Annotated in this window: 32 protein-coding genes; 31 read left to right on the forward strand and 1 reads right to left on the reverse strand. The window is 43.2% G+C overall.

The features are described 5' to 3' along the window. The first annotated feature begins 26 nt into the window (after nucleotides 1–26). The 31 genes from pth to J1N09_RS04155 all read left to right on the forward strand — a co-directional run bounded on the left by pth (nucleotide 27) and on the right by J1N09_RS04155 (nucleotide 23,688). A complete protein-coding gene (gene pth, locus J1N09_RS04005; protein WP_265198304.1) occupies nucleotides 27–659 on the forward strand; it encodes an aminoacyl-tRNA hydrolase in 633 nt (210 codons plus the stop codon). A gap of 1 nt (nucleotide 660) precedes the next feature. Beyond that, a complete protein-coding gene (locus J1N09_RS04010) occupies nucleotides 661–1,593 on the forward strand; it encodes a bifunctional riboflavin kinase/FAD synthetase (RefSeq protein ID WP_265198306.1) in 933 nt (310 codons plus the stop codon). Continuing rightward, a complete protein-coding gene (locus J1N09_RS04015) occupies nucleotides 1,586–2,926 on the forward strand; it encodes an HTTM domain-containing protein (protein ID WP_321160793.1) in 1,341 nt (446 codons plus the stop codon). The genes J1N09_RS04010 and J1N09_RS04015 overlap by 8 nt, the downstream gene beginning before the upstream one ends. 107 nt (nucleotides 2,927–3,033) lie before the next feature. After that, the gene (serS, locus tag J1N09_RS04020; protein WP_265198307.1) at nucleotides 3,034–4,305 is read left to right on the forward strand and encodes a serine--tRNA ligase; all 1,272 of its coding nucleotides are present in this window, start codon (nucleotides 3,034–3,036) and stop codon (nucleotides 4,303–4,305) included. 56 nt (nucleotides 4,306–4,361) lie between these two features. Further along, the gene (locus J1N09_RS04025; protein ID WP_265198309.1) at nucleotides 4,362–6,143 is read left to right on the forward strand and encodes a tetratricopeptide repeat protein; all 1,782 of its coding nucleotides are present in this window, start codon (nucleotides 4,362–4,364) and stop codon (nucleotides 6,141–6,143) included. Nucleotides 6,144–6,148: 5 nt separating this feature from the next. Then, nucleotides 6,149–6,457 (forward strand): DUF4286 family protein, encoded by a 309-nt coding sequence (locus J1N09_RS04030; protein ID WP_265198311.1) that lies wholly within the window; start codon nucleotides 6,149–6,151, stop codon nucleotides 6,455–6,457. A 34-nt stretch (nucleotides 6,458–6,491) separates the two neighbouring features. Next, entirely contained in the window at nucleotides 6,492–7,292 is an 801-nt protein-coding gene (gene rsmA, locus J1N09_RS04035; RefSeq protein ID WP_265198464.1) for a 16S rRNA (adenine(1518)-N(6)/adenine(1519)-N(6))-dimethyltransferase RsmA, read from the forward strand. Continuing rightward, entirely contained in the window at nucleotides 7,270–8,619 is a 1,350-nt protein-coding gene (gene mgtE, locus J1N09_RS04040) for a magnesium transporter (RefSeq protein WP_265198313.1), read from the forward strand. The genes rsmA and mgtE overlap by 23 nt, the downstream gene beginning before the upstream one ends. After that, nucleotides 8,616–9,017 (forward strand): acyl-CoA thioesterase, encoded by a 402-nt coding sequence (locus J1N09_RS04045; protein WP_265198314.1) that lies wholly within the window; start codon nucleotides 8,616–8,618, stop codon nucleotides 9,015–9,017. The genes mgtE and J1N09_RS04045 overlap by 4 nt, the downstream gene beginning before the upstream one ends. Before the next feature lie 5 nt (nucleotides 9,018–9,022). Beyond that, nucleotides 9,023–9,388: a cupin domain-containing protein gene (locus J1N09_RS04050; protein ID WP_265198316.1), complete on the forward strand. Its 366-nt coding sequence runs from the start codon at nucleotides 9,023–9,025 to the stop codon at nucleotides 9,386–9,388. Nucleotides 9,389–9,390: 2 nt separating this feature from the next. Next, nucleotides 9,391–10,335: a 2-hydroxyacid dehydrogenase gene (locus tag J1N09_RS04055; RefSeq protein WP_265198318.1), complete on the forward strand. Its 945-nt coding sequence runs from the start codon at nucleotides 9,391–9,393 to the stop codon at nucleotides 10,333–10,335. Nucleotides 10,336–10,433: 98 nt separating this feature from the next. Beyond that, a complete protein-coding gene (locus tag J1N09_RS04060) occupies nucleotides 10,434–11,435 on the forward strand; it encodes a T9SS type A sorting domain-containing protein (protein ID WP_265198320.1) in 1,002 nt (333 codons plus the stop codon). Between the two features lie 24 nt (nucleotides 11,436–11,459). Further along, a complete protein-coding gene (locus J1N09_RS15505; protein ID WP_321160794.1) occupies nucleotides 11,460–11,876 on the forward strand; it encodes a response regulator transcription factor in 417 nt (138 codons plus the stop codon). Nucleotides 11,877–11,975: 99 nt separating this feature from the next. Then, entirely contained in the window at nucleotides 11,976–12,482 is a 507-nt protein-coding gene (locus J1N09_RS04070; RefSeq protein ID WP_265198321.1) for a DUF4199 domain-containing protein, read from the forward strand. Between the two features lie 7 nt (nucleotides 12,483–12,489). Further along, nucleotides 12,490–12,945, forward strand: coding sequence for a DUF1801 domain-containing protein (locus J1N09_RS04075; protein ID WP_265198323.1), 456 nt, complete (start codon nucleotides 12,490–12,492; stop codon nucleotides 12,943–12,945). Next, a complete protein-coding gene (locus J1N09_RS04080) occupies nucleotides 12,942–13,328 on the forward strand; it encodes a VOC family protein (protein WP_265198325.1) in 387 nt (128 codons plus the stop codon). Before J1N09_RS04075 ends, J1N09_RS04080 begins: the two co-directional genes overlap by 4 nt. 76 nt (nucleotides 13,329–13,404) lie before the next feature. Continuing rightward, entirely contained in the window at nucleotides 13,405–13,767 is a 363-nt protein-coding gene (locus tag J1N09_RS04085) for a TM2 domain-containing protein (protein WP_265198327.1), read from the forward strand. Nucleotides 13,768–13,806: 39 nt separating this feature from the next. Further along, nucleotides 13,807–14,229, forward strand: coding sequence for an NINE protein (locus tag J1N09_RS04090; RefSeq protein ID WP_265198329.1), 423 nt, complete (start codon nucleotides 13,807–13,809; stop codon nucleotides 14,227–14,229). 84 nt (nucleotides 14,230–14,313) lie between these two features. After that, nucleotides 14,314–14,637, forward strand: coding sequence for an ArsR/SmtB family transcription factor (locus J1N09_RS04095; protein ID WP_265198330.1), 324 nt, complete (start codon nucleotides 14,314–14,316; stop codon nucleotides 14,635–14,637). A gap of 18 nt (nucleotides 14,638–14,655) precedes the next feature. Next, the gene (locus J1N09_RS04100; RefSeq protein WP_265198331.1) at nucleotides 14,656–15,150 is read left to right on the forward strand and encodes a DUF6428 family protein; all 495 of its coding nucleotides are present in this window, start codon (nucleotides 14,656–14,658) and stop codon (nucleotides 15,148–15,150) included. A 20-nt stretch (nucleotides 15,151–15,170) separates the two neighbouring features. After that, nucleotides 15,171–15,587: an arsenate reductase ArsC gene (locus J1N09_RS04105; protein WP_265198332.1), complete on the forward strand. Its 417-nt coding sequence runs from the start codon at nucleotides 15,171–15,173 to the stop codon at nucleotides 15,585–15,587. Between the two features lie 5 nt (nucleotides 15,588–15,592). Then, the gene (locus J1N09_RS04110; protein WP_265198333.1) at nucleotides 15,593–15,955 is read left to right on the forward strand and encodes a DUF1304 domain-containing protein; all 363 of its coding nucleotides are present in this window, start codon (nucleotides 15,593–15,595) and stop codon (nucleotides 15,953–15,955) included. 180 nt (nucleotides 15,956–16,135) lie between these two features. Then, the gene (locus tag J1N09_RS04115; RefSeq protein ID WP_265198334.1) at nucleotides 16,136–17,173 is read left to right on the forward strand and encodes a hypothetical protein; all 1,038 of its coding nucleotides are present in this window, start codon (nucleotides 16,136–16,138) and stop codon (nucleotides 17,171–17,173) included. 2 nt (nucleotides 17,174–17,175) lie between these two features. Further along, on the forward strand, nucleotides 17,176–18,591 hold the full coding sequence (locus J1N09_RS04120; protein WP_265198336.1) for an MBOAT family O-acyltransferase: 1,416 nt from the start codon (nucleotides 17,176–17,178) through the stop codon (nucleotides 18,589–18,591). Between the two features lie 115 nt (nucleotides 18,592–18,706). After that, nucleotides 18,707–19,453, forward strand: coding sequence for a hypothetical protein (locus tag J1N09_RS04125; protein ID WP_265198338.1), 747 nt, complete (start codon nucleotides 18,707–18,709; stop codon nucleotides 19,451–19,453). Between the two features lie 171 nt (nucleotides 19,454–19,624). Beyond that, nucleotides 19,625–20,080: a Na(+)-translocating NADH-quinone reductase subunit F gene (locus J1N09_RS04130; RefSeq protein ID WP_265198340.1), complete on the forward strand. Its 456-nt coding sequence runs from the start codon at nucleotides 19,625–19,627 to the stop codon at nucleotides 20,078–20,080. Next, on the forward strand, nucleotides 20,077–20,613 hold the full coding sequence (locus J1N09_RS04135; protein ID WP_265198342.1) for a DinB family protein: 537 nt from the start codon (nucleotides 20,077–20,079) through the stop codon (nucleotides 20,611–20,613). Before J1N09_RS04130 ends, J1N09_RS04135 begins: the two co-directional genes overlap by 4 nt. Before the next feature lie 11 nt (nucleotides 20,614–20,624). Beyond that, nucleotides 20,625–21,575: an MBL fold metallo-hydrolase gene (locus tag J1N09_RS04140; protein ID WP_265198343.1), complete on the forward strand. Its 951-nt coding sequence runs from the start codon at nucleotides 20,625–20,627 to the stop codon at nucleotides 21,573–21,575. After that, on the forward strand, nucleotides 21,572–22,516 hold the full coding sequence (locus J1N09_RS04145; RefSeq protein ID WP_265198344.1) for a YitT family protein: 945 nt from the start codon (nucleotides 21,572–21,574) through the stop codon (nucleotides 22,514–22,516). The genes J1N09_RS04140 and J1N09_RS04145 overlap by 4 nt, the downstream gene beginning before the upstream one ends. Before the next feature lie 62 nt (nucleotides 22,517–22,578). Then, nucleotides 22,579–22,785: a DUF2892 domain-containing protein gene (locus J1N09_RS04150; protein WP_265198346.1), complete on the forward strand. Its 207-nt coding sequence runs from the start codon at nucleotides 22,579–22,581 to the stop codon at nucleotides 22,783–22,785. Nucleotides 22,786–23,232: 447 nt separating this feature from the next. Next, the gene (locus tag J1N09_RS04155) at nucleotides 23,233–23,688 is read left to right on the forward strand and encodes a hypothetical protein (RefSeq protein ID WP_265198347.1); all 456 of its coding nucleotides are present in this window, start codon (nucleotides 23,233–23,235) and stop codon (nucleotides 23,686–23,688) included. Here the strand turns inward: J1N09_RS04155 and J1N09_RS04160 are convergent, their stop codons facing one another. Continuing rightward, nucleotides 23,689–25,500, reverse strand: coding sequence for a lysophospholipid acyltransferase family protein (locus J1N09_RS04160; RefSeq protein WP_265198348.1), 1,812 nt, complete (start codon nucleotides 25,498–25,500; stop codon nucleotides 23,689–23,691). It lies immediately after the preceding gene. Nucleotides 25,501–25,553: the final 53 nt, after the last annotated feature.

Below are 25,553 nucleotides of genomic sequence, written 5' to 3' on the forward strand. Positions count from 1 at the left end.
TATTTTTACTTCAGAAATAAAACAGAATGCTCGCGTTCTTCAGAAAATTATTCGGATTAGAATCCAAACCACTTCTCACTGAAAGTGACCCTATGAAAAAGTTTCTCATCGCCGGCCTTGGAAATATCGGACCTAAATATCACAACACAAGGCACAATGTAGGCTTCCAGATTTTAGATGCCCTGGCTGAAGAGGAATCTCTAACCTGGGAAACCGCAAGATTGGGTTACGTTACCACCTACAAGAAAAAGGGTCGATCCTTCCTCCTACTCAAACCAAGTACCTTTATGAACCTCAGCGGAAAAGCAATAAAATACTGGCTGGAGAAAGAGAAAATTCCTTTGGAGAATTTACTTGTGGTTACAGACGACCTCAATTTACCCTTCGGAACACTTAGGATTAAGACCAAGGGTAGTGATGGCGGACACAACGGCCTTGCCGACATTCAGAATGTATTGCAAACCACTAAATACAATCGCTTCCGTTTTGGGATCAGTGATGATTTTTCGAAAGGAAGACAAGTAGATTATGTACTTGGTGAATGGACCCAAGAAGAAGCCGATAAATTACCTGAACGTTTCAAAAAAGGAAAAGAGATCATCGAAAGCTTCGGACTCGCCGGCGTGAATATAACCATGAACACCTTTAACGGTAAATAGGATGAAAGAGCACACCTCCATTACATCATACCCGGCAGATCAACCTTGCGTAGTTACCATAGGCACCTTTGATGGGGTTCACGTAGGACATAAAGCGATTCTTGAACGCCTGGTCAATTCTGCTAAGAAAGAAGGCATTCAATCCGTGCTCCTTACTTTCTTTCCGCATCCTAGGATGGTCCTTCAGAAAGAAAGCAACATCAAACTGCTCAATACTATTTCAGAAAAAAAAGAACTACTGGAACAAATTGGTTTGGACCACCTCATCGTTCATCCTTTCACCAAGGAATTTTCCAGGCTCTCAGCGGTTGAATTTGTTCGCGACATCCTTGTAGGAGCTGTTAACGCAAAAAAAGTAGTGATCGGTTACGATCACCGTTTCGGACGAAACCGAACAGCCAGTATTGGGGATCTAAGAGAGTTCGGACAAGTATATAATTTCGATGTGGTTGAGATCTCCGCTCAGGAGATCAGCGAAGTGACTGTTAGTTCAACAAAGATCCGAAAAGCCCTGGAGGAAGGCGACGTAGCAACGGCTAACAAATTCCTTGGATATCCGTATATGCTTTCGGGAGTTGTGGTGCCCGGCAAGCAGATAGGGCGAACCCTGGCCTATCCCACGGCCAACCTGAAAGTAAAAGAGAAATACAAACTTATACCGGCCAATGGAGTGTATATTGTTTTTTCTGAAATAAGCGGAAAAGTGGTTTACGGCATCACCAGTATAGGTACCAACCCAACAGTGGGCGGTGAAACTCGTACCATAGAAACCTATTTTCTGGATTTTGAAGGAGATCTCTACGACCACAACCTGCGCGTTGAATTTATCGCAAAAATCCGAGATGAGGCAACCTTCGAGAATGTAAACGAACTTCAGGCGGCAATTCAGAAAGATGAAGAATTCGCTCGCAAGTATTTGAAAGATCTTGGATAAACTTTTATTCAAACATATCGACAACACAGGCCTTGTACTTTGGCGAGTAGTATTCGGCTTTCTCATCGCTGTCGAAGGTTTTGGTGCAATCGCCACCGGTTGGGTAAAACGCACCCTTATCGATCCTGAATTCACATTTAATTTCATAGGCTTCGAATTTCTGCAACCGCTGCCCGGAAATGGGATGTACTTCTATTTTGCCCTGATGGGAATTTTTGGGGTTTGCGTGATGCTGGGCTATCGATATCGTTTCACTATGGCGGCCTATGCCATTATGTGGACAAGTGTCTATCTCATGCAGAAAACCTCCTACAATAATCATTACTATTTGATGATGCTTCTCTGTTGGGTTATGGTCTTCCTCCCCGCGAACAGATGGTTCTCCCTGGATGCCAAACGAAATCCATCTTTAAAATCACCCTCAATGCCTCAATGGGTGAAAGTCAAAGTCATTCTTCTAATTGGAATTGTGTACACCTACGCTTCCATTGCAAAAATCTACCCGGACTGGCTGAATACCACCGTTCCAGCATACTTCATGAGCGGCAAAAAACATTTTTGGCTTATCGGTGAGTTCCTGCAACAGGATTGGGTACACTGGTGTATCGCTTATTTTGGCATCTTTTTCGATCTGCTCATAGTACCACTACTGTTATGGAAACGCACGAGAGTGGTTGCCTTCTGGATATCTGTTTTCTTTCATTTGTTCAATTCTGCAGTATTCCACATCGGGATATTTCCTTATATGTCTATTGCCTTTTCCTTCTTCTTTTTCTCTTCGGAAACACTACAAAGATGGTTCCTTCGGAAACGCAATCTTATTTATAACAAAGGAGAAATAATCGTACCCGCATACAAACCAGTCTTAATTAGCCTGCTTTCAGCATTCTTTCTAGTTCAGATAGCATTACCGCTTCGGCACTGGTTCTTCAAGGACGATGTGCTTTGGACTGAAGAAGCCCACAGGCTTAGCTGGCGCATGATGTTGCGTTCTAAAAGAGGGATGCTCACCGTTTGGGTGGAAGATAAAGAGACAAAAAAGAGGGAGCGCTACGACTACGGCGAAATGCTTAGCCCAAAACAAAGCAGAAACGTAAGGGCGAAACCCGATTTACTCTGGCAATTGGCCCAACGAATTAAGGAAAGAGAAGCGAAGAAAGGAAGAGATGTAGGTGTATTTATGGATGTGAAAGTTTCCATCAATGGTGGGGAATTTCATCGATTGATCGACTTCAAAACAAATCTGGCTGAGGTGGAATGGAGTCACTTTTCGCATCACGATTGGATACTTCCGTCACCTGAGGATTATCACAAAAAAGAAGAGTTAAAATAGGCATTTTCCCTAACTTTGTCCCTACTCTTCGAAGCCCACCTCCCTCTCCATAGTTATTAAGCTACGGAGGCCTATTGGCAAAGGAGAGTTGTTAAATTTCAAAAAGCATGTTACAGGTAACCGAAATCCGAGAAAATAAAGACGCTTTTATCCAAGCACTCACAAAACGAGGAATTGACGCAGCTGAAGACCTTGAGGCCGTCATCAAAGCCGACGAGACAAGACGCAGCACCCAGGCAGAGTTGGATGAAACATTGTCACAGTCGAATAAATTCTCAAAGGAGATCGGGATGCTCTATAAAAATGGTGAGGTGGATAAGGCCAACGCCATGAAGGAGAAGACGGTGGAGTTAAAAGAAACCTCCAAAAAACTGCAGGAGCAACTGAACGCGGCAGTTGAGGAATTGGAACAACTACTCCACAACCTGCCAAATATCCCCCATGAGAGCGTACCTGCCGGAACGGATGAAAATGACAATGAGGTGGTCATGGAGGAAGGCGAAGTCCCCAAATTAGGAGATGAGGCGCTTCCCCACTGGGAACTTGCAAAGAAATACGACCTTATTGACTTTGAGTTGGGCGTTAAGATTACCGGAGCAGGATTCCCGGTTTTTAAAGGAAAAGGTGCAAAATTACAACGTGCACTTATCACCTATTTCCTAGACAAAAACACCGAAGCAGGTTACACTGAATACCAGGTTCCACATGTTGTAAACGAAGCCAGTGGTTTCGGAACAGGACAGTTACCAGATAAGGAAGGTCAGATGTATCACATAACGGGCGACAATTTGTACCTGATCCCTACAGCGGAAGTTCCGGTCACTAATTTGTTTCGTGGAGATTTATTAATGCATAATGAACTGCCCATCACATGTACAGGTTATACGCCTTGTTTCAGAAGAGAAGCTGGGAGTTATGGTGCGCATGTTCGCGGACTCAACCGTTTGCATCAGTTCGACAAGGTTGAGATCGTTCGGATTGAGCACCCGGATAATAGTTACGCGGCGCTGGATGGAATGGTAGAGCATGTTAAAAGCATACTGCGCGACTTGAAATTACCGTATCGAATTCTTCGGCTGTGCGGAGGCGACCTTGGATTCACCTCGGCACTTACGTACGATTTTGAAGTATTCTCAACGGCCCAGGATCGCTGGCTTGAGATCTCTTCAGTTTCAAATTTTGAGACCTTCCAGGCAAATCGATTGAAACTTAGGTTCAAGAATTCCGAAGGAAAGAATGAACTCGTTCACACACTCAACGGAAGTTCCCTGGCACTGCCAAGGGTGATAGCCGGTATTATGGAAAATTATCAAACCCCGGAAGGCATCAAAGTTCCCGAAGTTCTAGTTCCCTATTGCGGCTTCGATATGATCTCCTAAAAAACGGCTTCGTTTTTGATATACCTTTTCAGGTATCAAATCGTTATATTTACCCTATGCGACTACTCGTATTTGTATTACTATTATTGATGACTGCCCCAAGTTTCGGGCAGAATGAATTGCTGGCTAAGAATTACTTCGACCGCGGGGAGTACGAAAAGGCTCTCACTCTCTACGATAAATTATACCGAAAGAACCCCGGAAGGCTGGATTTCTTCCTCTATATCATCGAGTCGAACCAACAGCTGGAACAGTTTTCTGTCGCTGAAGAGTTAATTCGAAAAAAACTAAACTCCAGACGCATTATTCCGCAGCTCTACGTTGAATTGGGTTATAACTATTCCTTGCAAGACAAGGACTCGCTTTCAAACGTAAATTATCGGAAAGCCATAGAATACACCTTTGAAAACCCGGTATATTCATACACTATTGGGAAGAATTTTGAAGAATACAGTTTGCTGAAAGAGGCTGTAGAAGTCTATGAAACCGCCATGAAGAATGATCCGAATAAGGATTTCAACGTACAGCTGGCAAGAATTTACGGTGAATTGGGCGATCTGGAACGCATGTTTGGCACCTACCTCAACCTTATGCAGGAGAACCCTGCCTACCGTTCCATCGCGAAACGAAATTTCAGTCAGTATGTTACTGAGGATCCCACCAACGAGGCCAATGTGATACTTCGTAAGACTTTGCTAAAACGTTCACAGTCCAGCCCGGACCTGTTGTACAACGAATTGCTGAGTTGGTTATTCATTCAACAAAAACAATTTAAAAAAGCATTTGCGCAGGAAAAAGCCATCTTCAGAAGAGATCCAACAGATCTGACGGGAGTAGTGGACCTGGCAATTATCGCCATGGACGAGGGTGCTTATGAGGAAGCCGGCGATATCGTTGATTTTCTTATTGAAAACGCACCCACCGTTCAAGCCGAACTTATGGGACAACAATACCGGATGCAAATCCAATTGGAGACTACCCAGGTCGAGAATTATGCGAAGATCGAGCAGGAATTCGAATCGCTGTTAGACCGCTATGGCCGTGATGGAAATTCCTATGAACTGCAGCTTGATTACAACCACTTCCTGGCATTTAGCTATGGCAAGAAGGAAAAGGCCATCACCAATTTAAAAGAACTCACTAATCAAAACCTTTCGATTTACCAGCAGGCTCGTGTGAAAATGGAACTGGCGGACGTACTGGTATTTGATGAAAAGTTCAACCAGGCATTGATCTATTATTCTCAAATTCAGAAGAAAGTAAAGAACGATGTTCTTGCTCAGGAAGCCAGATTTAAAGTGGCAAAAACCAGCTATTACAAAGGCGATTTTGAGTGGGCACAGGTGCAACTTGACGTATTGAAAAAATCGGCCTCACAACTGATCTCCAATGACGCAATGGAACTGAGTTTGATGATACGCGACAATTCTTTGGAGGATTCCACCCAGACCGCGCTGAAGAAGTTCGCCCGGGCCGATCTACTCGCCCTTCAGAATAAGAACAAGGAAGCTATCTCCTTGTTAGAAGACATACTGAATAACCATAAAGGAGAGAAGATCGAGGATGAGGCCCTGTTAAGGCAGGGGCTACTTTTCGAAAAGACCAACGAATTTGAAAAAGCAGAGGCCTCCTACCAGAAGATCATAGAATTCTACAAGGAAGATATCCTCGCAGATGATGCTTTCTTTCTCCTGGCACAACTGTACGAGAACAAACTGGGTCAACCGGAAAAGGCCAAGGACCTCTACGAACAGATCATTTATGATTTCGCAGACAGCATCTATTTCGTGGTAGCCAGGAAACGTTTCAGGATGCTAAGAGGGGATGCCATCAACTAACAACCATGTACATCTACAACGTAACTATCAACATTGACGAATCTGTTCACGACCAATGGGTCGATTGGATGAAAAAAGACCATATCCCCGCCATGCTGGATACGGGTAAATTTACCAAAGCCCTAATGACGCGAGTTATGGTGGAAGAAGAAATGGGAGGGTTTACGTACTCTGTTCAATATACTACAGAAAGTAGAGAAACCCTGCAAAGGTATTATGACGAAGATGCGAGTTCCCTGCGGGCTCAAAGTCAGGCATTTGAAGGAAAGTTTGTCGCCTTCCGAACAGAATTGGAAATTGTTAGCGAACAATAATGATTCTTACGAACTCAATCCAGGAACCTATTCAATGAATAAGCCCGGTTACATTAAGGCTAAAAAACACTTAGGACAGCACTTTCTACGTGATGAAGGTATCGCTGAACGAATTGGCAATACCCTAACCCTTCAAAATTATAAAAATGTGCTCGAGATCGGGCCCGGGATGGGAGTACTTACCAAATACCTTATACAGAAACCCATTGAATTAGCTGCCATGGAACTCGATCACGATTCCGTGGAGTACCTGGAAGAACACTTTTCAGAAGAAAACCTAAGGGTAATTGAAGCCGATTTTTTAAAATTCGATCTAAACACCCTTTTCCCGGGTGAAGATTTCGTTATTACCGGTAATTTCCCGTATAACATTTCGTCCCAGATCGTTTTCAAGACCCTGGAGCACAGGGATCGCATCCCCGAATTCACCGGGATGTTTCAGAAAGAGGTAGCCCAGCGGATTTGCGAAAAAGAAGGAAGCAAGACCTATGGCATCCTCTCTGTGCTTACTCAGGCCTTTTATACTGCCGAATACCTTTTCACCGTTAAACCCGGGGCATTTAATCCACCACCAAAAGTTGATAGCGGGGTCCTCCGACTCACTCGCAAAACAGATTATTCTCTTCCATGCGACGAAAAACTGTTTTTCAGAACTGTAAAGACAGCCTTTCAGCAACGCCGTAAAACGCTCCGTAACTCCTTAAAAACATTCAATCTTTCTCAAAAACTAAAAGAAGATACTATCTTTGGCCTCAGACCGGAACAACTTTCGGTTCAGGAGTTTATAGAACTCACCCAAAAGATAGAGAAAGATGGCCTTTCAGCTAACATCTGATTACATAACACAGGTTGAGCAACTCATTGCCAATAAGGACGGTTCTGCCTTAAGGGAAATGATGGATGACCTCCACTTTGCAGATGTAGCTGAGATCCTGGAAGAGCTCAACAGCGACGAAGCCACGTATCTCATTAAACTACTGGAGAGTAAGATCACTTCGGAAGCCCTGATGGAGCTGGACGAAGATGATCGTGAGAAGATACTCGAACGCCTTTCACCTGAGGAGATCGCAGGGGAGCTGCAGGAAATGGACACGGATGATGCAGCCGACGTAGTAGCGGGTCTCGACGACGAGATCGTGAAAGAGGTGATCGACAAGATCGAGGACGACACCCACGCTGCCGACATCGTGGACCTTCTGAAATACGATAAAGATACAGCCGGCGCCCTTATGGCTAAGGAATTGGTGAAGGTGAAAGAAACCTGGACCGTTGCAGGCTGTGTGAGAGAAATGCGCCGACAGGCTAAAAATGTTACAAGAGTTCATTCGATCTACGTAACCGATAAAGAAGGTAAACTTAAAGGCCGACTTTCATTAAAAGACCTGCTAACTGCTCCTGAAAAAACACATATCAGCGAAGTTTATATCCCTAAAGTAGACTATGTAACCGTGAATACGGAAAACGAAGAAGTAGCAAGGATCATGCATAAATACGACCTCGAGGCAATCCCTGTTATCGACGAAGAAGGTACTTTAATGGGTAGGATTACAATTGATGATATTGTTGACTTCATTAAGGACGAAGCAGAAAAGGATTACCAACTTGCTGCCGGTATATCGAGTGTTGTGGAGGCAGACGACAGTATCTTCCAGCTTACCCGGGCCCGGTTACCCTGGCTTGTTCTGGGGCTTATCGGCGGGTTGGGTTCTGTTTACATCATGCAGGGATTTGATGAAGCGCTTAATAAATTCCCTATACTCTTCTTCTTCACACCACTAATTGCCGCGATGGCGGGTAACGTAGGTGTGCAATCCAGTGCGATCATCGTACAGGGTTTGGCAAACGACAATATAAAAGGGAGTTTGTTCAGCAGGTTGCTGAAAGAGGTTGGTCTCGCACTTATCAATGGTATTGCCTTAGGTTTACTCGTGATTCTCTTCGGAACCATTGTTGGGCAGAATCGCCTTGTAAGTATTACTATCGCGGTTTCTATGTTGTCTGTTATCATTGTAGCGGCCCTTGTAGGTACATTTGTTCCTCTTGTATTGGATAAGAGAGGTATCGATCCGGCTATAGCTACAGGTCCTTTCATTACTACCAGCAATGATATCTTCGGAATTTTTCTCTTCTTCTGGATCTCTAAACTTATCCTGGATTTTTGAAACCTCAACACTACAGTTTCGAACTCACGGTGCCGTCTTCAGCAATTGACGAAAGGGACCATGTGAACAACCTCTCCTATCTTCAATGGTGCCTCGACGCAGCCGAACAACACTGGAAGCGAAATGCCACTTCCGAAATGCTGGCAGAATACGTTTGGTATGTACTGCGGCATGAGATCGACTATAAGGCGTCTGCTTTTGAAGGGGATATTCTGAAAGTAGAAACATGGGTGGAACATTCCGAAGGCGTAAAAAGTAAACGTTGTTATCGAATCACAAGGCCCCATGACAGTAAATTAATCGTCGAGGCCAGTACAAATTGGTGTTTACTGAATGCATCCAGCTTACGTCCTATTAAAATTCCATCCGAATTGGTTAACTTGTTTCAGGAAAACTAATCGCTATGAAACCTATAAACGTTAAAGAAAAATTCGGAAAGTTCCACACTCAATGGCATCCGCACCAGATCGCTTTGGTAGATGATATGCAGGTTCTACTCGCCCGGATACAGGGTGACTTCATCTGGCACAAACACGAGGAGGAAGACGAATTGTTCTTTGTTCAGAAAGGAACACTGGAAATGCATTTCAGGGATAGCGTTGAGATCATTAAGGAAGGTGAATTGATCGTGGTTCCCAAAGGTGTGGAGCACTGTCCCAGAACTCACAAAGGCGAAGAAGTGCAGGTGCTGCTCTTCGAGAAGCTAAGTACGAAACACACCGGAGAGGTCGTTAATGAAAGAACAAAGCACGAATATCCAAAGATCTAGTGATGAAGATACTTCACCTCGATTCCAATCATCCACTTTTACTGGAACAGCTTAAAAACGCCGGTTTTACGAATACCGAGGATTATGTTTCTTCTAAGGAAGCCGTGGAAAAAGTGATACACAATTATCACGGTGTGGTTCTTCGAAGCAGGATCAGGATCGACAAACAATTTATCGATGCGGCTAAAAAACTGAAATTTATCGCCCGTGTAGGCGCCGGTTTGGATAGCATTGATACAAAATACGCGAAGAAAAAAGGGATCCGACTCATCTCTGCTCCTGAAGGAAACAGAAATGCAGTTGGCGAGCACGCACTTGGGATGTTGCTCTCCTTGTTCAACAATTTGAATCGTGCCGACCAGGAGGTTCGCGACGGACAGTGGAACCGTGAATCTAATCGCGGGACTGAGCTCGACGGCAAGATCGTAGGCTTGATCGGTTATGGTAACACGGGTAAGGCTTTTGCCAAGAAAATGAAAGGCTTCAATTGTACCGTTTTATGTCATGACATCAAGGAAGACGTTGGGAATAAAAACGCTACCCAGGTGTCTCTAAAGACCCTGAAAGAAATGGCAGATGTGGTTAGTCTGCACACACCCTGGACCCCACTTACCAATAAGATGGTGGATGCCCAATTCATTTCAGAATTCAGTAAACCGTTTTGGTTTCTGAACACTGCTCGCGGGAAGAGTGTGGTGACTACCGACCTGGTTGATGCGCTAAAATCAGGGAAGATTCTTGGTGCCGGACTGGACGTACTGGAATACGAGAAGAGTTCGTTCGAGTCTTTATTCTCTTCTCAAGAAATGCCGGAAGCCTTTGCCGAATTACTAAAAATGAACAATGTGATCCTGAGTCCGCACGTAGCCGGGTGGACCGTTGAAAGCAAACAGAAACTCGCCGAAACCATCTTCGAGAAGATCACCAAACATTTCAAAGCCAAGTAGACCACACTTCCCAGGAGAATACTTCAAGTTGTTAAAATTGAACAAACTACAGGGACTTTTTTCGGCTTAGTTGTTACATTCATAGAAATTCTATGAAATTGAAACAAAAACTACTCACTCTTTTTGTACTCTCGTTTTTCTACTCATTATCGGCCCAGGATATCTATGTGGTCAATAGCCTCAATGAATTGAAGATCGTTAATTCAGAGACATTTACCGTAACAGATCTATTTGCCGTGGATGCACAGCAAGCTGGCTTTATTACGGACCTGGCCTTTTCGCCCGATGGTCGGCTTTTTGCAGTGACCAACTCCTGGACCTTACTCGAGATCGACCTACAGAATGAAACCTTTATCCCTTTGGCCAACCTGCCTATTGCAGATCCGTACACGGCATTAGTCTGTAACAGCAGTAACGAATTATTCACAGCGCGGATTCTTTCTGAAGAATTGTACTCCTACAACATCGATACCGGTGATATTACCCTTGTAGAAACAGGGATCAGTACCCCTGGTGATTTCACTTACTTCAAAGGTAATCTTGTGTACCCGAACATTATGAACGATTTCATAAAGGCCTATGATGGCTCGACCATTTCAAATGTGGGTTGTTCCGTTCCGCTACTTTGGACCTTTGTGAATGTTTTTACGGACTGCGAAGACAACATCATCTATGGTTTTGATCAATTCGCCAAGATGTACCGTTACGATCTTGAAACCGAGGATTTTGAGGTGGTTGCCGATCTTGTTCAGGAAACGGGGCTACTCTATGGAGGTGCCACTATGACGGAATATATGGCATCAGATTGTCCCGTGGCATCTCTGGAAACAGTGACTTGTGAACCCCTGGGTACCGAAAATTTTAACGAGTATGGCATTGCTTTGAAATCCAATCCCGTGCAAACAACCATCGATTTGGTGGTGAACATCCCTTATAAACTTTCTTATAGCCTGTACAATACTCAAGGGCGGCTCGTATCGCAAGGAAAGGTCTATAATCAGGCAATACCGGTGGGCGACTTGTCGGCCGGACTTTACTTTCTACAGTTGAGCGAGGAGAACGGACTAAACGTGTTTAGTAAAAAGATCGCTATAAAGTAAAGCTGGAATTTTCTACTTTTAAGCGTGAAGAAGACCATTCTTGTATTTGCTTTGTTAATTGTTGCTTTGCTCACGCTCTTCCAGCTAAGCAAATATTCCCTCACAACAGGGAATATGAAGATCGAGTTCGTAATTGCAGGGATCGCCATTTTATTTCTAATACTCGGTTTTTTTCTGAATAGAAGAAATAGTAAAGAGGATCGTTCCCAAAATGAATTTGAAATAGATTCGGGGAAAATCGATGAACTTGGCATCAGCAAACGGGAATATGAGATCCTGGAGCAAATTGCTGCGGGTTTGTCGAACAAGGAGATCGCCGAGGCACTTTTTGTTACTGAAAGCACAATTAAAACCCATGTTTCCAACTTGTTTGCCAAACTGGATGTAAAACGAAGGACCCAGGCAATTCAGAAAGCCAAATCCCTGAAAATCATCCGCTAAATACAAATTTATACGAAAGTTCCACCCAATTTGGTACTTTAGTATGAGTGAATTACCCGCCCTGCCATCTACATTTGCTGAAACTATAAATCAACACAGATGAAAAAAACAGTCATCAAATACGGAGTGTACAGTCTGTTAGCTGCAACTGTATTATTCCTTTTAGCGCTGTTGCTTGCGAAAGGCGTGAGCTATTCCACCCAAGAGGTCATTGGATACACTACGATGGTGGTTTCCCTTGTTTTTGTTTACTTCGGAATAAAACACTACCGGGATAGTGAAAACGAAGGAAAGATATCGTTTGGGAAAGCCTTATTAATAGGGTTTCTTATCTCTCTGTTTGCAGGGGTAGGATTTGGAGTTGTAGACTATATCTATACGGCATGGATAAACCCCGACTTTGCCCAGGAATACCTCGCAGGTGTCACTGCTGAAATGAAAGCCAGCTTACCGGCAGACGAATACGAATCTGCCAAAGCAGCTCTCGAAGAACAAATGGAACAATATGGAGGATCGGGATTCTGGGCCTTCATTATGTTTGCAACCGTGGTGATGATAGGGTTGATACTATCCATTCTATCCGCTTTAATCTTACAACGTAAATAATATAACTGTGCAATACGAAGCTTCAACCGTCGATGAATATATCGACATGATACCGGAGGATCGGAAAGGACCGATCAGTAAATTAAGACAAATCATCCTGGACAACCTTCCGAAAGGATTTGAGGAAGGAATCAATTACAAAATGATCGGTTATTATGTGCCGCATAGCATATATCCCGCGGGGTATCACTGCGACACCAGCTTGCCGCTCCCCTTTATGAGTTTAGCCTCACAGAAAAACTTTATTGCTGTATATCATGCCGGTGTATATGCTAAACCGGAGCTTTACGACTGGTTTGTATCTGAATATCCCAAGCATTGCAAGTATAAACTGGATATGGGAAAGAGTTGTATTAGGTTCAAACGGATAGAAGATATCCCCTACGAACTGATTGGTGAATTAGCTTCAAAACTAACTGCTGAAGAGTGGGTAGCCCTTTACGAAAAGAATGTAAAAAGATGAAAAACAGAGTAACAGGAATTGGGGGGTTCTTCTTTAAAACAGAAGATCCGGGCGAAATAAAGAACTGGTACAGGGACCACTTAGGCTTGAATACCGATCAATGGGGTTGTACTTTTTGGTGGAGGGATGAGGATGGAAACAAATGCTCTACCCAGTGGAGTCCGTTTAAGAGTGACACCAAGTACTTTGCTCCAAGCGAAAAACAATTCATGATGAATTTCAGGGTGGAAAACCTCAAAGAACTGTTGGTAGAACTCAAAAAAGAAGGTGTGACGGTGGTAGGAGAGATCGAAGAATACGATTATGGGAAGTTTGGGTGGATACTCGATCCGGAAGGAAATAAGATCGAACTCTGGGAACCTGTGGATAAAGCGTTTGAGTAAGTTATTCTTCAGTAAAACATAGGGCTACTTGGTCATTTTTTTATACTTTTAATCTTCAATATTAAAACAACCAACTATGTCTGAAGAAAATAACAAGGATGGATTCGATGAGGCCAAAGAAAATGTAGAGAACGCAGCCGAAAAAATCGAAGAGGGTGCTAAACAAGCCGCCTCTGAGATAAAGGAAGAATGGAACCAGGTATCACAATCTGAGAATAAGAAAATGATCGCTGGTATACTTGCCATCGTTATCGGTTCCCTGGGTGTGCATAAGTTCATTCTGGGTTATACTCAGGAAGGAATCCTTCAAATCGTGATCACTTTTGTAACCTGTGGTATTGGTGGAATTATTCCCTTAATTGAAGGAATTATCTACCTCACTAAGAGCGATGAGGAATTCTATGAAACCTACCAGGCAAATAAGAAAGGCTGGTTCTAATTCACTAACTTAGAGACCTAACCAAAAACCATATCAATTATGTCTGAAGAAAACAACGACAATCTCGGCGATGAGCTGAAAGACCAGGCGGATGATCTTAAGAAAGACGCTAAGGAAGCAGCCGATACCGTAGCTGAAGAAGCGAAATCGGCAGCAAAGGATATCAAGGAAAGCTGGAACGAGACCACCAGTAGTAAAGAGAACAAAAAATTACTTGCGGGGCTTCTGGCCATACTAGTAGGTTACCTTGGAGTCCATAAATTCATCCTGGGATACAACAAGGAAGGATTTATCCTTTTAGGCGGATTCGTAGTAGGATTGCTCACCTATTGCTTTATCATTGGAATCTTCATCATTATGGCAGTCGCTATAGTTCCTTTCATTGAGGGAATTATCTATCTCACCAAAAGCGATGAAGACTTTTACGAAACCTACCAGGCAAATAAGAAACCCTGGTTCTAAAACACAGAAGCTTTCGGAAAAACAACCGAAAGCTTTTTTTATTCCATATTGTATCGTAATATTGCGATATACAAATAACAAGTTATGGGCGTTTCTAAAAGACATCTTCATTCCGTTCAGGTGAATCAATTGGCAGACCTGGCCAAAGTCCTTTCCCATCCTGCAAGGATATCCATCCTAAACTACATCGGCGACTGCGACGGTTGTCTTTGTAAGGACATTTCAGGAAAAATCCGACTCTCCCAGCCTACCACCTCTCAACATTTACAGGTGATCAAGAAATCAGGACTGTTGAAGAGCAAATTTGAAGGAAAGTCGCAATATTACACCATCAATAAAGATAAGCTGACCGCTTTGAAGAATCTCTTTGCCGACTTCTTCGAGGTAACCGAGCAAAAATGCTGTTAACCCATTAAAATCAAACCAATGAAAACTCAGGAACTGCTTACACTACTTAAGAATAATACAGACAAATCACTCTTATTCGAATATACCCCGGGACAACTGGTAGGGGCACATTATCATATCACGGAAGTAAAACACATGCAGATCGATTCTGTTGACTGCGGCGCGAATTCAGATAGCTGGAATGAAACCGTGATTCAGCTTTGGGAGAGTCCTTCGGAAATTGGCAAGACGGAATATATGAGCGTCTACAAAGCCTTGTCCATCCTCAATAAAGTAGGCAGGATGAAGGCCTACGATATGGATTCCGAAGTGAAATTCGAATATGGCAACTCATTATTTCACACTTCACAACTGTTTGTTGATGATTTCGAAATACACGGATCAAACCTCTTACTTAAATTGGCCGTGACAAAAACCGACTGCAAGGCAAAGGAAACCTGTGGTATTCCCGAAACTGCGGAGGCTGAAAGCCAATCGGGAGGATGTTGTACCCCGGAAAGCGGTTGCTGCTAAACAATTAACTATTAAGATCAATGAAAAATATACTTGTACTATGCACAGGCAATAGCTGTAGGAGTCAGATGGCCCACGGCTACCTCAAATCAATGGTGGGTGATACTGCCAATATCTACAGTGCGGGGATCGAAACCCACGGTCTCAACCCCGGGGCTGTCTCTATTATGGCCGAGGATGAGATCGATATTAGTAACCACACTTCTAACCATGTGGATGAATACAACGGGGTAAGTTGGGATTACATCATCACCGTCTGTGACCACGCAAACGAGAACTGTCCGTTCATACCTGCTCCTAATGCGGTTCGCTTGCATCATAATTTTAGTGACCCTTCCAAGGTTGAGGGATCGGAGGAAGAAATTCACGCCGCTTTTCTAAATACTCGAAACGAGATAAAGGAATATTGTCGTAAGTTTATAGAAACAAACCTATAAACACTATGTCATTTGCTACCAATCTGCTGGTGGGCTTTATTGCCTTGCTGCATATCTACATTTTATGGTTCGAAATGTTTGCCTGGACTACCCGCGGACGAAAGATCTTCAGAAGTTTCCCTAAAGAATTATTTGAACCCACTAAACCCATGGCCGCTAACCAGGGATTGTATAACGGTTTTCTGGCAGCCGGACTTATCTGGTCTTTTTTTATTGAGAACATGGAATGGCGCACAAACGTAGCGATCTTCTTTCTTATTTGTGTAGCCGTAGCCGGCATCTTCGGGGCGCTTACAGCGAGTAAAAAAATCTTCTTTGTTCAGGGTTTACCTGCATTGATTGCATTGTTTACAGTTTTTATTAGCTAACTATCTCGAATCGCGAAAGTTATTTTTTCTATCTTTAGAAAAGCTAACTAACTAATATATGCCAACCTCACCTGTTCGACGGCAACCTCCCGGTTGCACTTTGTCTATTCAATTCTATTCTGAAAAAGTCAATAACCTCCTATTGTGTAAGCGGTTGGTTTATTCTGAAATTTCAACTTCATGAACCTTACTCGCTCCTTTATTCTGGCCATTATCCTCGGACTACTTTCGATTATCGCCTGGGAGCTCTATTGGCGGTCTCAGGGCCGTGTACCGAATATTGATGATAACAACAACCTCTCATCCATACAGAGAGCAAAACTTGAAAAGCCATCTGAAGACCAGGTAGTTTTCATTGGCTCCTCAAGAATCTTATTCGACATACAACTAGACCTGTGGCGCGAAAAAACAGGTACAGAGCCCGTGATGCTGGCATTCCAGGGTGCCTCACCATTACCTACTCTTCGCGACATAGTGGAGAATACAGAATTCAATGGTATGATCATCGTGGGTGTTACCGAAGGGCTGTTCTTTTCAACGACCTTCGACAAGGCACCGCCCATAAGTCGGGCACAGGAACGATTAGATCACTATTACGATCGCACCTATGCCCAAAGGCTGAATCATTACCTGTCCATTCCACTTCAGAAGAACCTTGCATTTGTTACAGTGGCAGATGAATTCTGGGACTCAGATGTAGATCTGGGAACCTTACTTTGGACACAGGTGAACGATGAACGTGCTGGTCCTAAACCGGCTCCTTTTTACCAGTTCGAAGATGTTTCTCTGGACAGAAATGTTCAGATGAATGAGCGAACTACGAACGACACAGCTTATGCAAATACCGTAAAACTTGCCTGGCAGGATATGCTTTCCGGGGATATGCCGCCACCCGATAAAGAAAGTACGACAAACTATTTTCTGAAATATGCAAAGAAGTTTACAGACAGGGGAGGTAAGATCATACTGCTTCGTTGTCCGTCTGATGGCTGGTTCAAGGAAATCGAAACCGCAGGGTTGCCAAGGACCGAATACTGGGATTCACTGGTCTTCAAATCCAAACTACCCGCATATCATTACGATGATTATCCTCAATTGAGAAACCTCAATCTCCCTGAGTGGTCACATTTATCAAAAGAGGACGCAGATTTCTTCACCCTGGAAATCATTGAGATCCTGAAAAAGGACGGAATATTAACCAATGTAAAAACTGAATAACTATGCTGTTCAATTCTTTGAGTTTCGTGGTATTCCTCACGTTGGTGCTCGTCCTCTATTATATGAAATTGTTTAATTGGACCAACAAGAAGCGGATGCTGCTTCTTGCCAGTTATGTCTTTTACGGCCTATGGAATCCACCCCTGGTGGTCCTTTTATGGATCTCGACAGTAGTAGACTGGACCGCTGGAAAAAAACTGGCTATACTTGAAGATAAACGTAAAAGGAAATTCTGGTTGTTACTCAGCATGTTTGTGAACCTGGGGTTTCTGGCGTTTTTCAAATATGGCGATTTCCTGCTTGAAAACTTTACCAGCCTCATGAATGTGATAGGTTTCGATTATGAGGCCAGGCCTATGGATATTATTTTACCAATGGGGATATCCTTCTACACCTTTCAAACCATGTCTTATACTATCGACATGTATTACAAAAGGATCGAACCCGCAAGAACATTTTTAGATTTTGCCCTGTATGTTACCTTCTTCCCTCAATTAGTTGCAGGTCCAATTGTAAGGGCCAAGGAATTGATCACTCAATTCTACAACGAGAAAAGAGCGACTGCCAATGAATTCATCTGGGGATTGTTTCTCCTAACTATAGGGTTGTTTCAGAAAGTAGTTCTGGCCGATACCTTGTTGTCGGGAAGGGCAGATGATGTTTTTGGCTCTAAGGACATACTTAACAGCCTGGATGCATGGACAGGCACCCTTGCGTTTTCTGGTCAGATATTTTTCGATTTCGCAGGTTATTCTACTTGCGCCATTGGAATTGCCCTTACGCTGGGAATACGATTACCCGATAACTTTCACTATCCCTATGCGGCGATCGGTTTTTCCGATCTGTGGAGGCGATGGCACATCTCATTATCCAGCTGGCTGCGGGATTACCTCTACATTCCACTGGGAGGCAACAGGCACGGCATCACTCGAATGTATGTAGCACTAATGCTTACAATGTTACTGGGAGGACTATGGCACGGTGCAGCCTGGACCTTCGTAATTTGGGGAGCCCTTCACGGAATTTACCTGGTGATAGAACGAATGTTGCGCAGTAAGATCAAGATCCGGATCAATGCCTGGAACGGAATCATATTGGCTCTGCTTACCTATACCTGTGTAAATATTACCTGGGTATTCTTCCGTGCCAGGGAATTCAGTACGGCAAAAAATATGATCTGGTCCATGTTCTTCCTGAATGAAGAAGGAGAAAAAGTGCTGTATATGTTCGATATCGTTACAGTGCTAATCGTGATCACCGGATTGTTTATCTGTCACTGGTTGATGAGGAATACTTCTATGAAAGAGGTAGCCCAAAGAACCAATCAATGGGTGTTTGGCGTGTTTTGGGCAATTTTATTCTTTCTTATTGTAATTTCACAAGGCAGCGGAGAACAGTTTATTTATTTTCAGTTCTAAGCTGTAACGAACAGGGCCAAATCCGAACCTATCTGATAATCCAAGGTGAATTCCAATCTGTTCACACCGTACCTGAAAAATGATAAAACTCTTTCGAAACATACGCCGAAATCTTATGTCTGACCAGCCCGAAGGCACTCCTTCGGTACGGGCAGGAAACAAATTCAGTAAATACCTGTTTTATGCCATTGGTGAAATAGTACTTGTGGTAATTGGTATTCTCATCGCCTTGCAACTCAATACCTGGAATGCGGAAAGAATTCAGAAAAAAGAATTAGACGCTACACTTTCAGGGATCTTAAGTGAGATCGAGTCTTCTAAAAGAAAAGTTGATGGAGTAAGGAATAGTATCGCCAGGATCGCCCAGACCAAGAACAAACGAAATCTGGAACTGCTCGCGATGAGGAATAAAGATTCTATCGAGCTGATCTACGAATCTATTTCCGGAATTTCCGATGTGATAAGTGTCTCACTAGACCTTCCTGCAACTACTGAATTTTTAAACGATCCAAACATTTCAGAAATAAAAAATGAGCGACTTAAATTATTGTTCCTTCAGATAAAACAAAGTTTGAAATTCGGTGAGGTGGTAGATAACTATGGCACCACGCAACTCAATACGCTCATCGAGCCCTTTATATTAAAACATTTTAATTACGCCTTGTTAGCCGAGGGGAAAGATATGAAAGCGATCAACACCGAATTGGATCATTCCTCCATTCTGAATAACCTGGAACTGGAGAATCTGATCAATTTAAAGATCGAAACCGATAACACAAAAATCACCTACCTCACTTCCATGAGTAAATTACTCGAACAAACCATAGAGGAAATTGAGAACGAACTAAAGGATTCGGAATGAACACCCTGGACATTATCACCGTAATTGCCATAATTCTGTTCGCCAGGCTAGGGGTAAGATTGTTCATTCGCTATCGTAAATTAAAAAAGGAAAGTAAAGAAAATTCGTCCGAGGAATCGGATTGATACACCGATTTTCGTATCTTTTACTCGTTACTGAAAAAGAAAAGATATGATCACCACACAAAGATTTGAACACGCTATTCAGAAACTATACTCCGCATTCCACAACGACCATCTTCACCCGGAATGTGCCATGCAATGTGCCGTTGGAAACATCTGCGACAACAAGGACGCCTGGAAACATTTATCGGATCATCACGGCTCCCTTAAGCTTAATTACGTAGGTCGTGTTCACGAACGTATTGGTAGAAAATTCAGCGGTTATTCACCTTCGGAATTGCTTAAGATCGAGGCGGCCTTCCTTTCCGGTTGCGGCTATGAATTACCGTTACATCATTCCAAATTAAAACCCGAATCACCTACCAACAAAGACAGATTGTTCAACGGTTTATGCAGTGCCGTAGAAGTACTTTGCGAACTGGACCAGATGAAGAACGTGATGGATACTTCCGAACTATTCGATTACAACAAACGACCCATCTCCGCTCCTGAAACCGTATCATGAAATTCAACCTTCAACAATCCATAGAATTACTGGAACGCACACCCAAAGTACTAAATGCCATGCTCTCGGGATTATCGGAAGAGTGGATCAATAACAACGAAGGCAACAACACATGGAGTCCTTACGACGTGGTTGGACACTTGGTTCACGGAGAACGGACAGACTGGATCCCTCGCACTTTTATCATTATGAACGACAGTGACCAAAAGACCTTTACACCCTATGATCGTTTTGCCCAGTTCGAAGAAAGTAAAGGTAAATCCCTGGAGCAGTTGCTGGATGAATTTGAATCGCTTCGGAAGGCTAACCTGGAGCAATTGCGGGGTTTTGGGTTGATGGATTCCGACCTACGACGCCAGGGCATTCATCCCTCGCTAGGACCGGTAACCCTCCGAAACTTACTAAGTGCCTGGGTGGTTCATGACCAGGGGCATATAGCGCAGATTAGCCGCGTACTGGCCAAACAATACAAGGAGGATGTTGGGCCATGGAACGAATACATGACCATTCTCAAATATCTTCCAAAGGAATGAGGTTCGCAATAATGCTTTTAATTTTATGCACCGCTATTTCTTGTAAGGAGAAAAGTGTAGTAGAAGAAAGCACCGCCGAATTTATCCCCTACACACCTAAGATTGAAGGGCCGGCCCTGGTGGTTTTAGGAACGCTACAAGATGCCGGATCTCCCCATATCGCCTGCAAAAAAGAATGTTGTAAGAACCTGTTCGATACTCCCGATGCAACGCGCAAAGTGGTTTCACTTGGGCTGGTCTTCGATGGTAAGACCTATTTATTCGAGGCCACTCCGGATATCAGTACCCAAGTTAAATTGTTACAGCGAATGGCGAGTTCGGAAAAGGAGTTGCCAGATGGGATCTTCCTCACACATGCTCATATAGGGCATTACACAGGGCTCATGTACTTTGGGAGAGAAGCCACGAACGCCGATAAAATTCCAGTGTATACAATGCCCCGTATGAAGGAATACTTGGAGACCAATGGTCCATGGAGTCAATTGGTCGACTTACAAAATATAACATTAAGAGAACTTTCGCATAGGGAAAAAGTTGAGCTTTCTTCGCAAGTTGAGGTAGTTCCATTTTTAGTACCGCATCGAGATGAGTATTCGGAAACGGTAGGTTACATCATCGAGGCCTTCGGCAATAAAATAGTATTCATTCCGGATATTGATAAATGGGAGAAATGGGAAAGATCCATAGTGGAGATCATTGAGGAAGTGGATTATGCTTTTCTGGATGCCACCTTCTACAGCGGGGAAGAAATCAACACCCGGGATATTTCGGAGATTCCCCATCCATTTATCATTGAGAGTATAGCCTTGTTCGATTCACTGCCTGCCTCAGAAAAGAAAAAAATACATTTTATTCATTTCAATCACACTAACCCGGTCCTGGATACTAGCACTACGGCCAGCAAGAAAGTGATCGAGAAAGGCTACCGGCTTGCCCGATATGGTCAAATAATCAATTTATGACGAAAAGATCTATATTAAAGTTTGTTTCTGAATACGTTCAGATCTTTGTTGGGATAGTCCTTGCGAGTATTGGGCTTAAGGCTTTCCTACTTCCGAATGGGTTTCTTGACGGCGGAGTTACAGGCATTGCAATTTTACTTCAGAATCAATACGAAATTAATATTTCCATACTTCTCGTCGTTTGTAGTATTCCGTTCTTCGTGCTTGCTTATTTCACCGTGTCTAAACGAATTCTCATCAAATCGATTCTCAGTATCATCACGCTGGCTATTTTCATTCAGCTGGAAAATTTCAACAATGTTACAGACGACAAACTCCTTATCGCAATATTTGGCGGATTATGCCTGGGGCTCGGTATTGGCATTGCGATAAGAAACGGTTCTGTGCTGGACGGATCTGAGATTTTGGGTGTATTCATAAACGACCGCTTTGGCATCAGTATCGGGAAGGTCATATTGGTGTTCAATGTGATCCTCTTCGGAATTACTGCCGCTCTCATCTCCCTTGAAGTGGCGCTTTATTCAATCTTAACCTATATAGTCACGGCTAAGGTGACTGACCTGGTGATCGAAGGCTTCGAAGATTTTATCGGGATAATGATCGTTTCAAAAAAATATCCAGAAGTAAAAAAGGCCATCATGAGTGAGTTGGGCTCCGGGCTCACCGTCTACCAGGGAGAAAAAGGGTACGGAAGCAAAGGTGAGACATTCAATCTTCAGATCATCCACACAATTATCAACCGAATAGATATTAAGAAGCTCTACCGTATCACCGACAAGATAGACCCGGATGCATTTATAGTTGAATTTGACGTGAACAATATCAAAGGTGGCGTACTTAGGAGATATCTCACCCGAAAAAAAGACAAGCCACTAGCTCACAAACTATTTCAGAAAAACCTTCCAAAAGAATTGATGGAAGACGATGGCGGCAACAACTGAATTAATTCACTAGTTTAGATCATTAATGTTAGTTTCCTCAATTCTAATTTAACTCAAAGATTATGACTAGAAACATGGCCAACTCAGATCGTATTATTCGATTCATTATTGCGGCAGTTGCAGCCTACCTGTATTTCTCAGGAACGCTTACAGGCACTTTAGGAATTGCACTCCTTATAGTTGCAGCGATCTTCCTTTTAACTAGTTTTATCAGCTTCTGCCCATTGTACGCTATCTTCGGAATAAGCACCTGCAAGGTGAAACAATAAAAAAGCGGAGGCAAAACCTCCGCTTTCAGCATTCCTTGGGAAGATCCTGATCCTCCGAATGATCTTCCCAGGGTAGGTAAGTAGGCAATTTTTATTCTAAAAACTGCCCATTTCTGTCCAGGTAAAAAATTGTAGTCACGTGAAGTTATTTATCGGGACTATGGACCCAAGAGGGCCCAACTATCCCAATAACCAACACAATCAAAAATTAACCTTATAAAAAGAACTTAAGGTAGGAATTCACTTTAGGGAAGTGACTTCTAAAAGTCTGATGGACTAATTAGTATTACCCTCAATTCTTACACTTTATTCAGGTACTACCTTTATGACCCTGAAAATCCTCCAGGGTTTAATGAAGTACGTGAATTCATGGAATTTTTGTTCCTCCATCTATTCATAGATACAGATTCCTCTTCAAGGACTTACCTTTAACTAAACACCTTAATCATGAAGAAATTCACGCTACTGTTGTTAGTCTTAACTATACCACTCTTTGGCTGTCCGAAGAAACCTTTCGAAGGGGAAATGACCAAAAAAATCAATTCGCTCGAAATACCCGGAGCCAGCATTGACTTCAAAAACCTGATGATCGAGATTGCCATGGAAGTGGACGCATGCGACGCGGCTCGTGAGAATTGCTCGAACCTGCCCGATCCCTGGAAAGAGGGGAAAATGTTGACCCTTCAGAAACAAATAGAATACGTCAAAGACCATCCGGAAAGCAAAGAGATACAACTAAAGATGGCGATGTTCGAACGTGCTATGCTCGATGGGGAAGGTGGCAAAATACTAACTTCCGGTAATACCTTCACTGTGTTCGCCTACCATGCTGGTTATGGTTTCGAGAACATAAAGAAGCGAATGAATAAATATATCGGATTGTTGTCTGAAGAAAACGAGTGATCACTCTTCCTCACCCTTACCTAAGTACTTCTTTTCCAATTCCGCCTGGAACTCTTCCATTACCGGCTTTACAGTACTTTCAGGAAGATCGGCAATTCGAATGTACATAAGTCCGTCCACGGCATTGTTGAACAAAGGGTCTACGTTGAACGCCACAACTTTCGCGTTCTGTTTGATGTACTTTTTGATAAGTACCGGTAGTCGCAAACTTCCCGGTTCCACCTCATCGATCAGTTTGTCGAATTTGTTGAGGTCGGCCTCCGTCTCATCGAAAATGAAGTCCTTATCTGCATCTTTCAATTTTACTTTGAATTCTTTCTTCGGATTGATGTATTGTGCCACATATGGATCGTAGTAGTTCGATTTCATAAACTCGATCATAAGTGATTTAGAAAACTCAGAGAATTTGTTGCTAATACTTACACCGCCAATTAGGAATTTGTGCTCCGGGAAGCGAAGCGTGGTATGAACGATCCCCTTCCAAAGCAGGAACAACGGCATGGGTCTCTGCTGATATTCTTTTATGATAAATGCCCTTCCCATTTCAATGGATTGTTCCATCATTGGATACAATTCTGGTTCAAAACGAAACAGGTCCTGCAGATAAAACCCATTGATTCCGTATTGTGGGAAGATCTTCGATCCAAGCCCCATTCGATATGCCCCGGCTAGCTTTTTTGCCTCACCATCCCAGAGGAACATGTGATGGTAATAGCTGTCGAATTTATCCAAATCAGTTGCATTGTTGGTACCTTCCCCAACTTCACGAAAGGTGATTTCCCGTAGTCTCCCGATTTCCTGGAGAATATTTGGTATCGATGGTGCGGGCGCGAGGAAGACCTCATAATTCTTACTGATGAGTAGTCTCTTGTTGTCTTTGCGAAGCAGATCGATCTCGGACTCCATCATTTCTACTGAAACTGCACCGGCGATCTTCTTAGGTGCTTTCGGGATCTTGAGTGTTTTCGGTATGTTCTCCAGTAATTTTTTCCTCTGAAAAGGGTTGGCCAGCACATAGGTTTTCTTCCGAAGGAATTCGGTGAATTCCTGAAGGGTTTCATGCTCTGCCTGGTCTGCAGTTGAAATCGGATTACCTATACGCACCTTGATCATTCGCTCTTTTTGGGTGAGTAATTCTGAAGGTAATTTGGCCGTGCGAAGTGTATCGCTCAACTTTGCCATACGATAGAACAATTTACTGTTCTTCGCATGAAAATAAATTGGTACAACCGGCACCTCGGCTTTCTTAATCAGTTTCATAGCGGCGACCTCCCAGGGTTTGTCCACCAACAACTTACCATCCCTGTATGTAGATACTTCTCCGGCCGGGAAAATGCCGAGAGGATGCCCTTCTTTGAGATGGGCCAGGGCACTCTTGAAACCCATAATACTCGACTTCACGTCCTTTCGATCCTCAAAGGGATTTACAGGCATAACATAGGGTTTTAGCGGGACGATTCTATGCAACAGGAAATTGGCGATGATCTTAAAATCGGAACGCTTTTCGAGTAATAATTTCAGAAGTAAAATTCCATCGATACCGCCAAGAGGGTGATTGCTAATGGTTATAAAGGGGCCGTCTTTAGGAATACGTTTGAGGTCCTCTTCGGGTATCTCGAAATTTATTTCGAATTCATTCAGAAGCCCATTGATGAATTCCAGTTCGCTGAGATGCTTGTTCCGATCGTATATCGAGTTCATCGTATCGATCTTTAGCAGCTTCATCAGCGTCCAACCCATGAAAGTACCAACAAAGCCGAACTTCTGTACGTTTATGGCTTTCGCCACTTCTTTGGCGTTAACTAATCCCATGGATATTGGTTGTTTTACGTTACCTTTTAAATCGGTGAACACAAATATAGCGA

This window comes from Aureitalea sp. L0-47, assembly GCF_026126405.1.
In the GTDB taxonomy this organism is placed as follows: Bacteria; Bacteroidota; Bacteroidia; order Flavobacteriales; family Flavobacteriaceae; genus Pukyongia.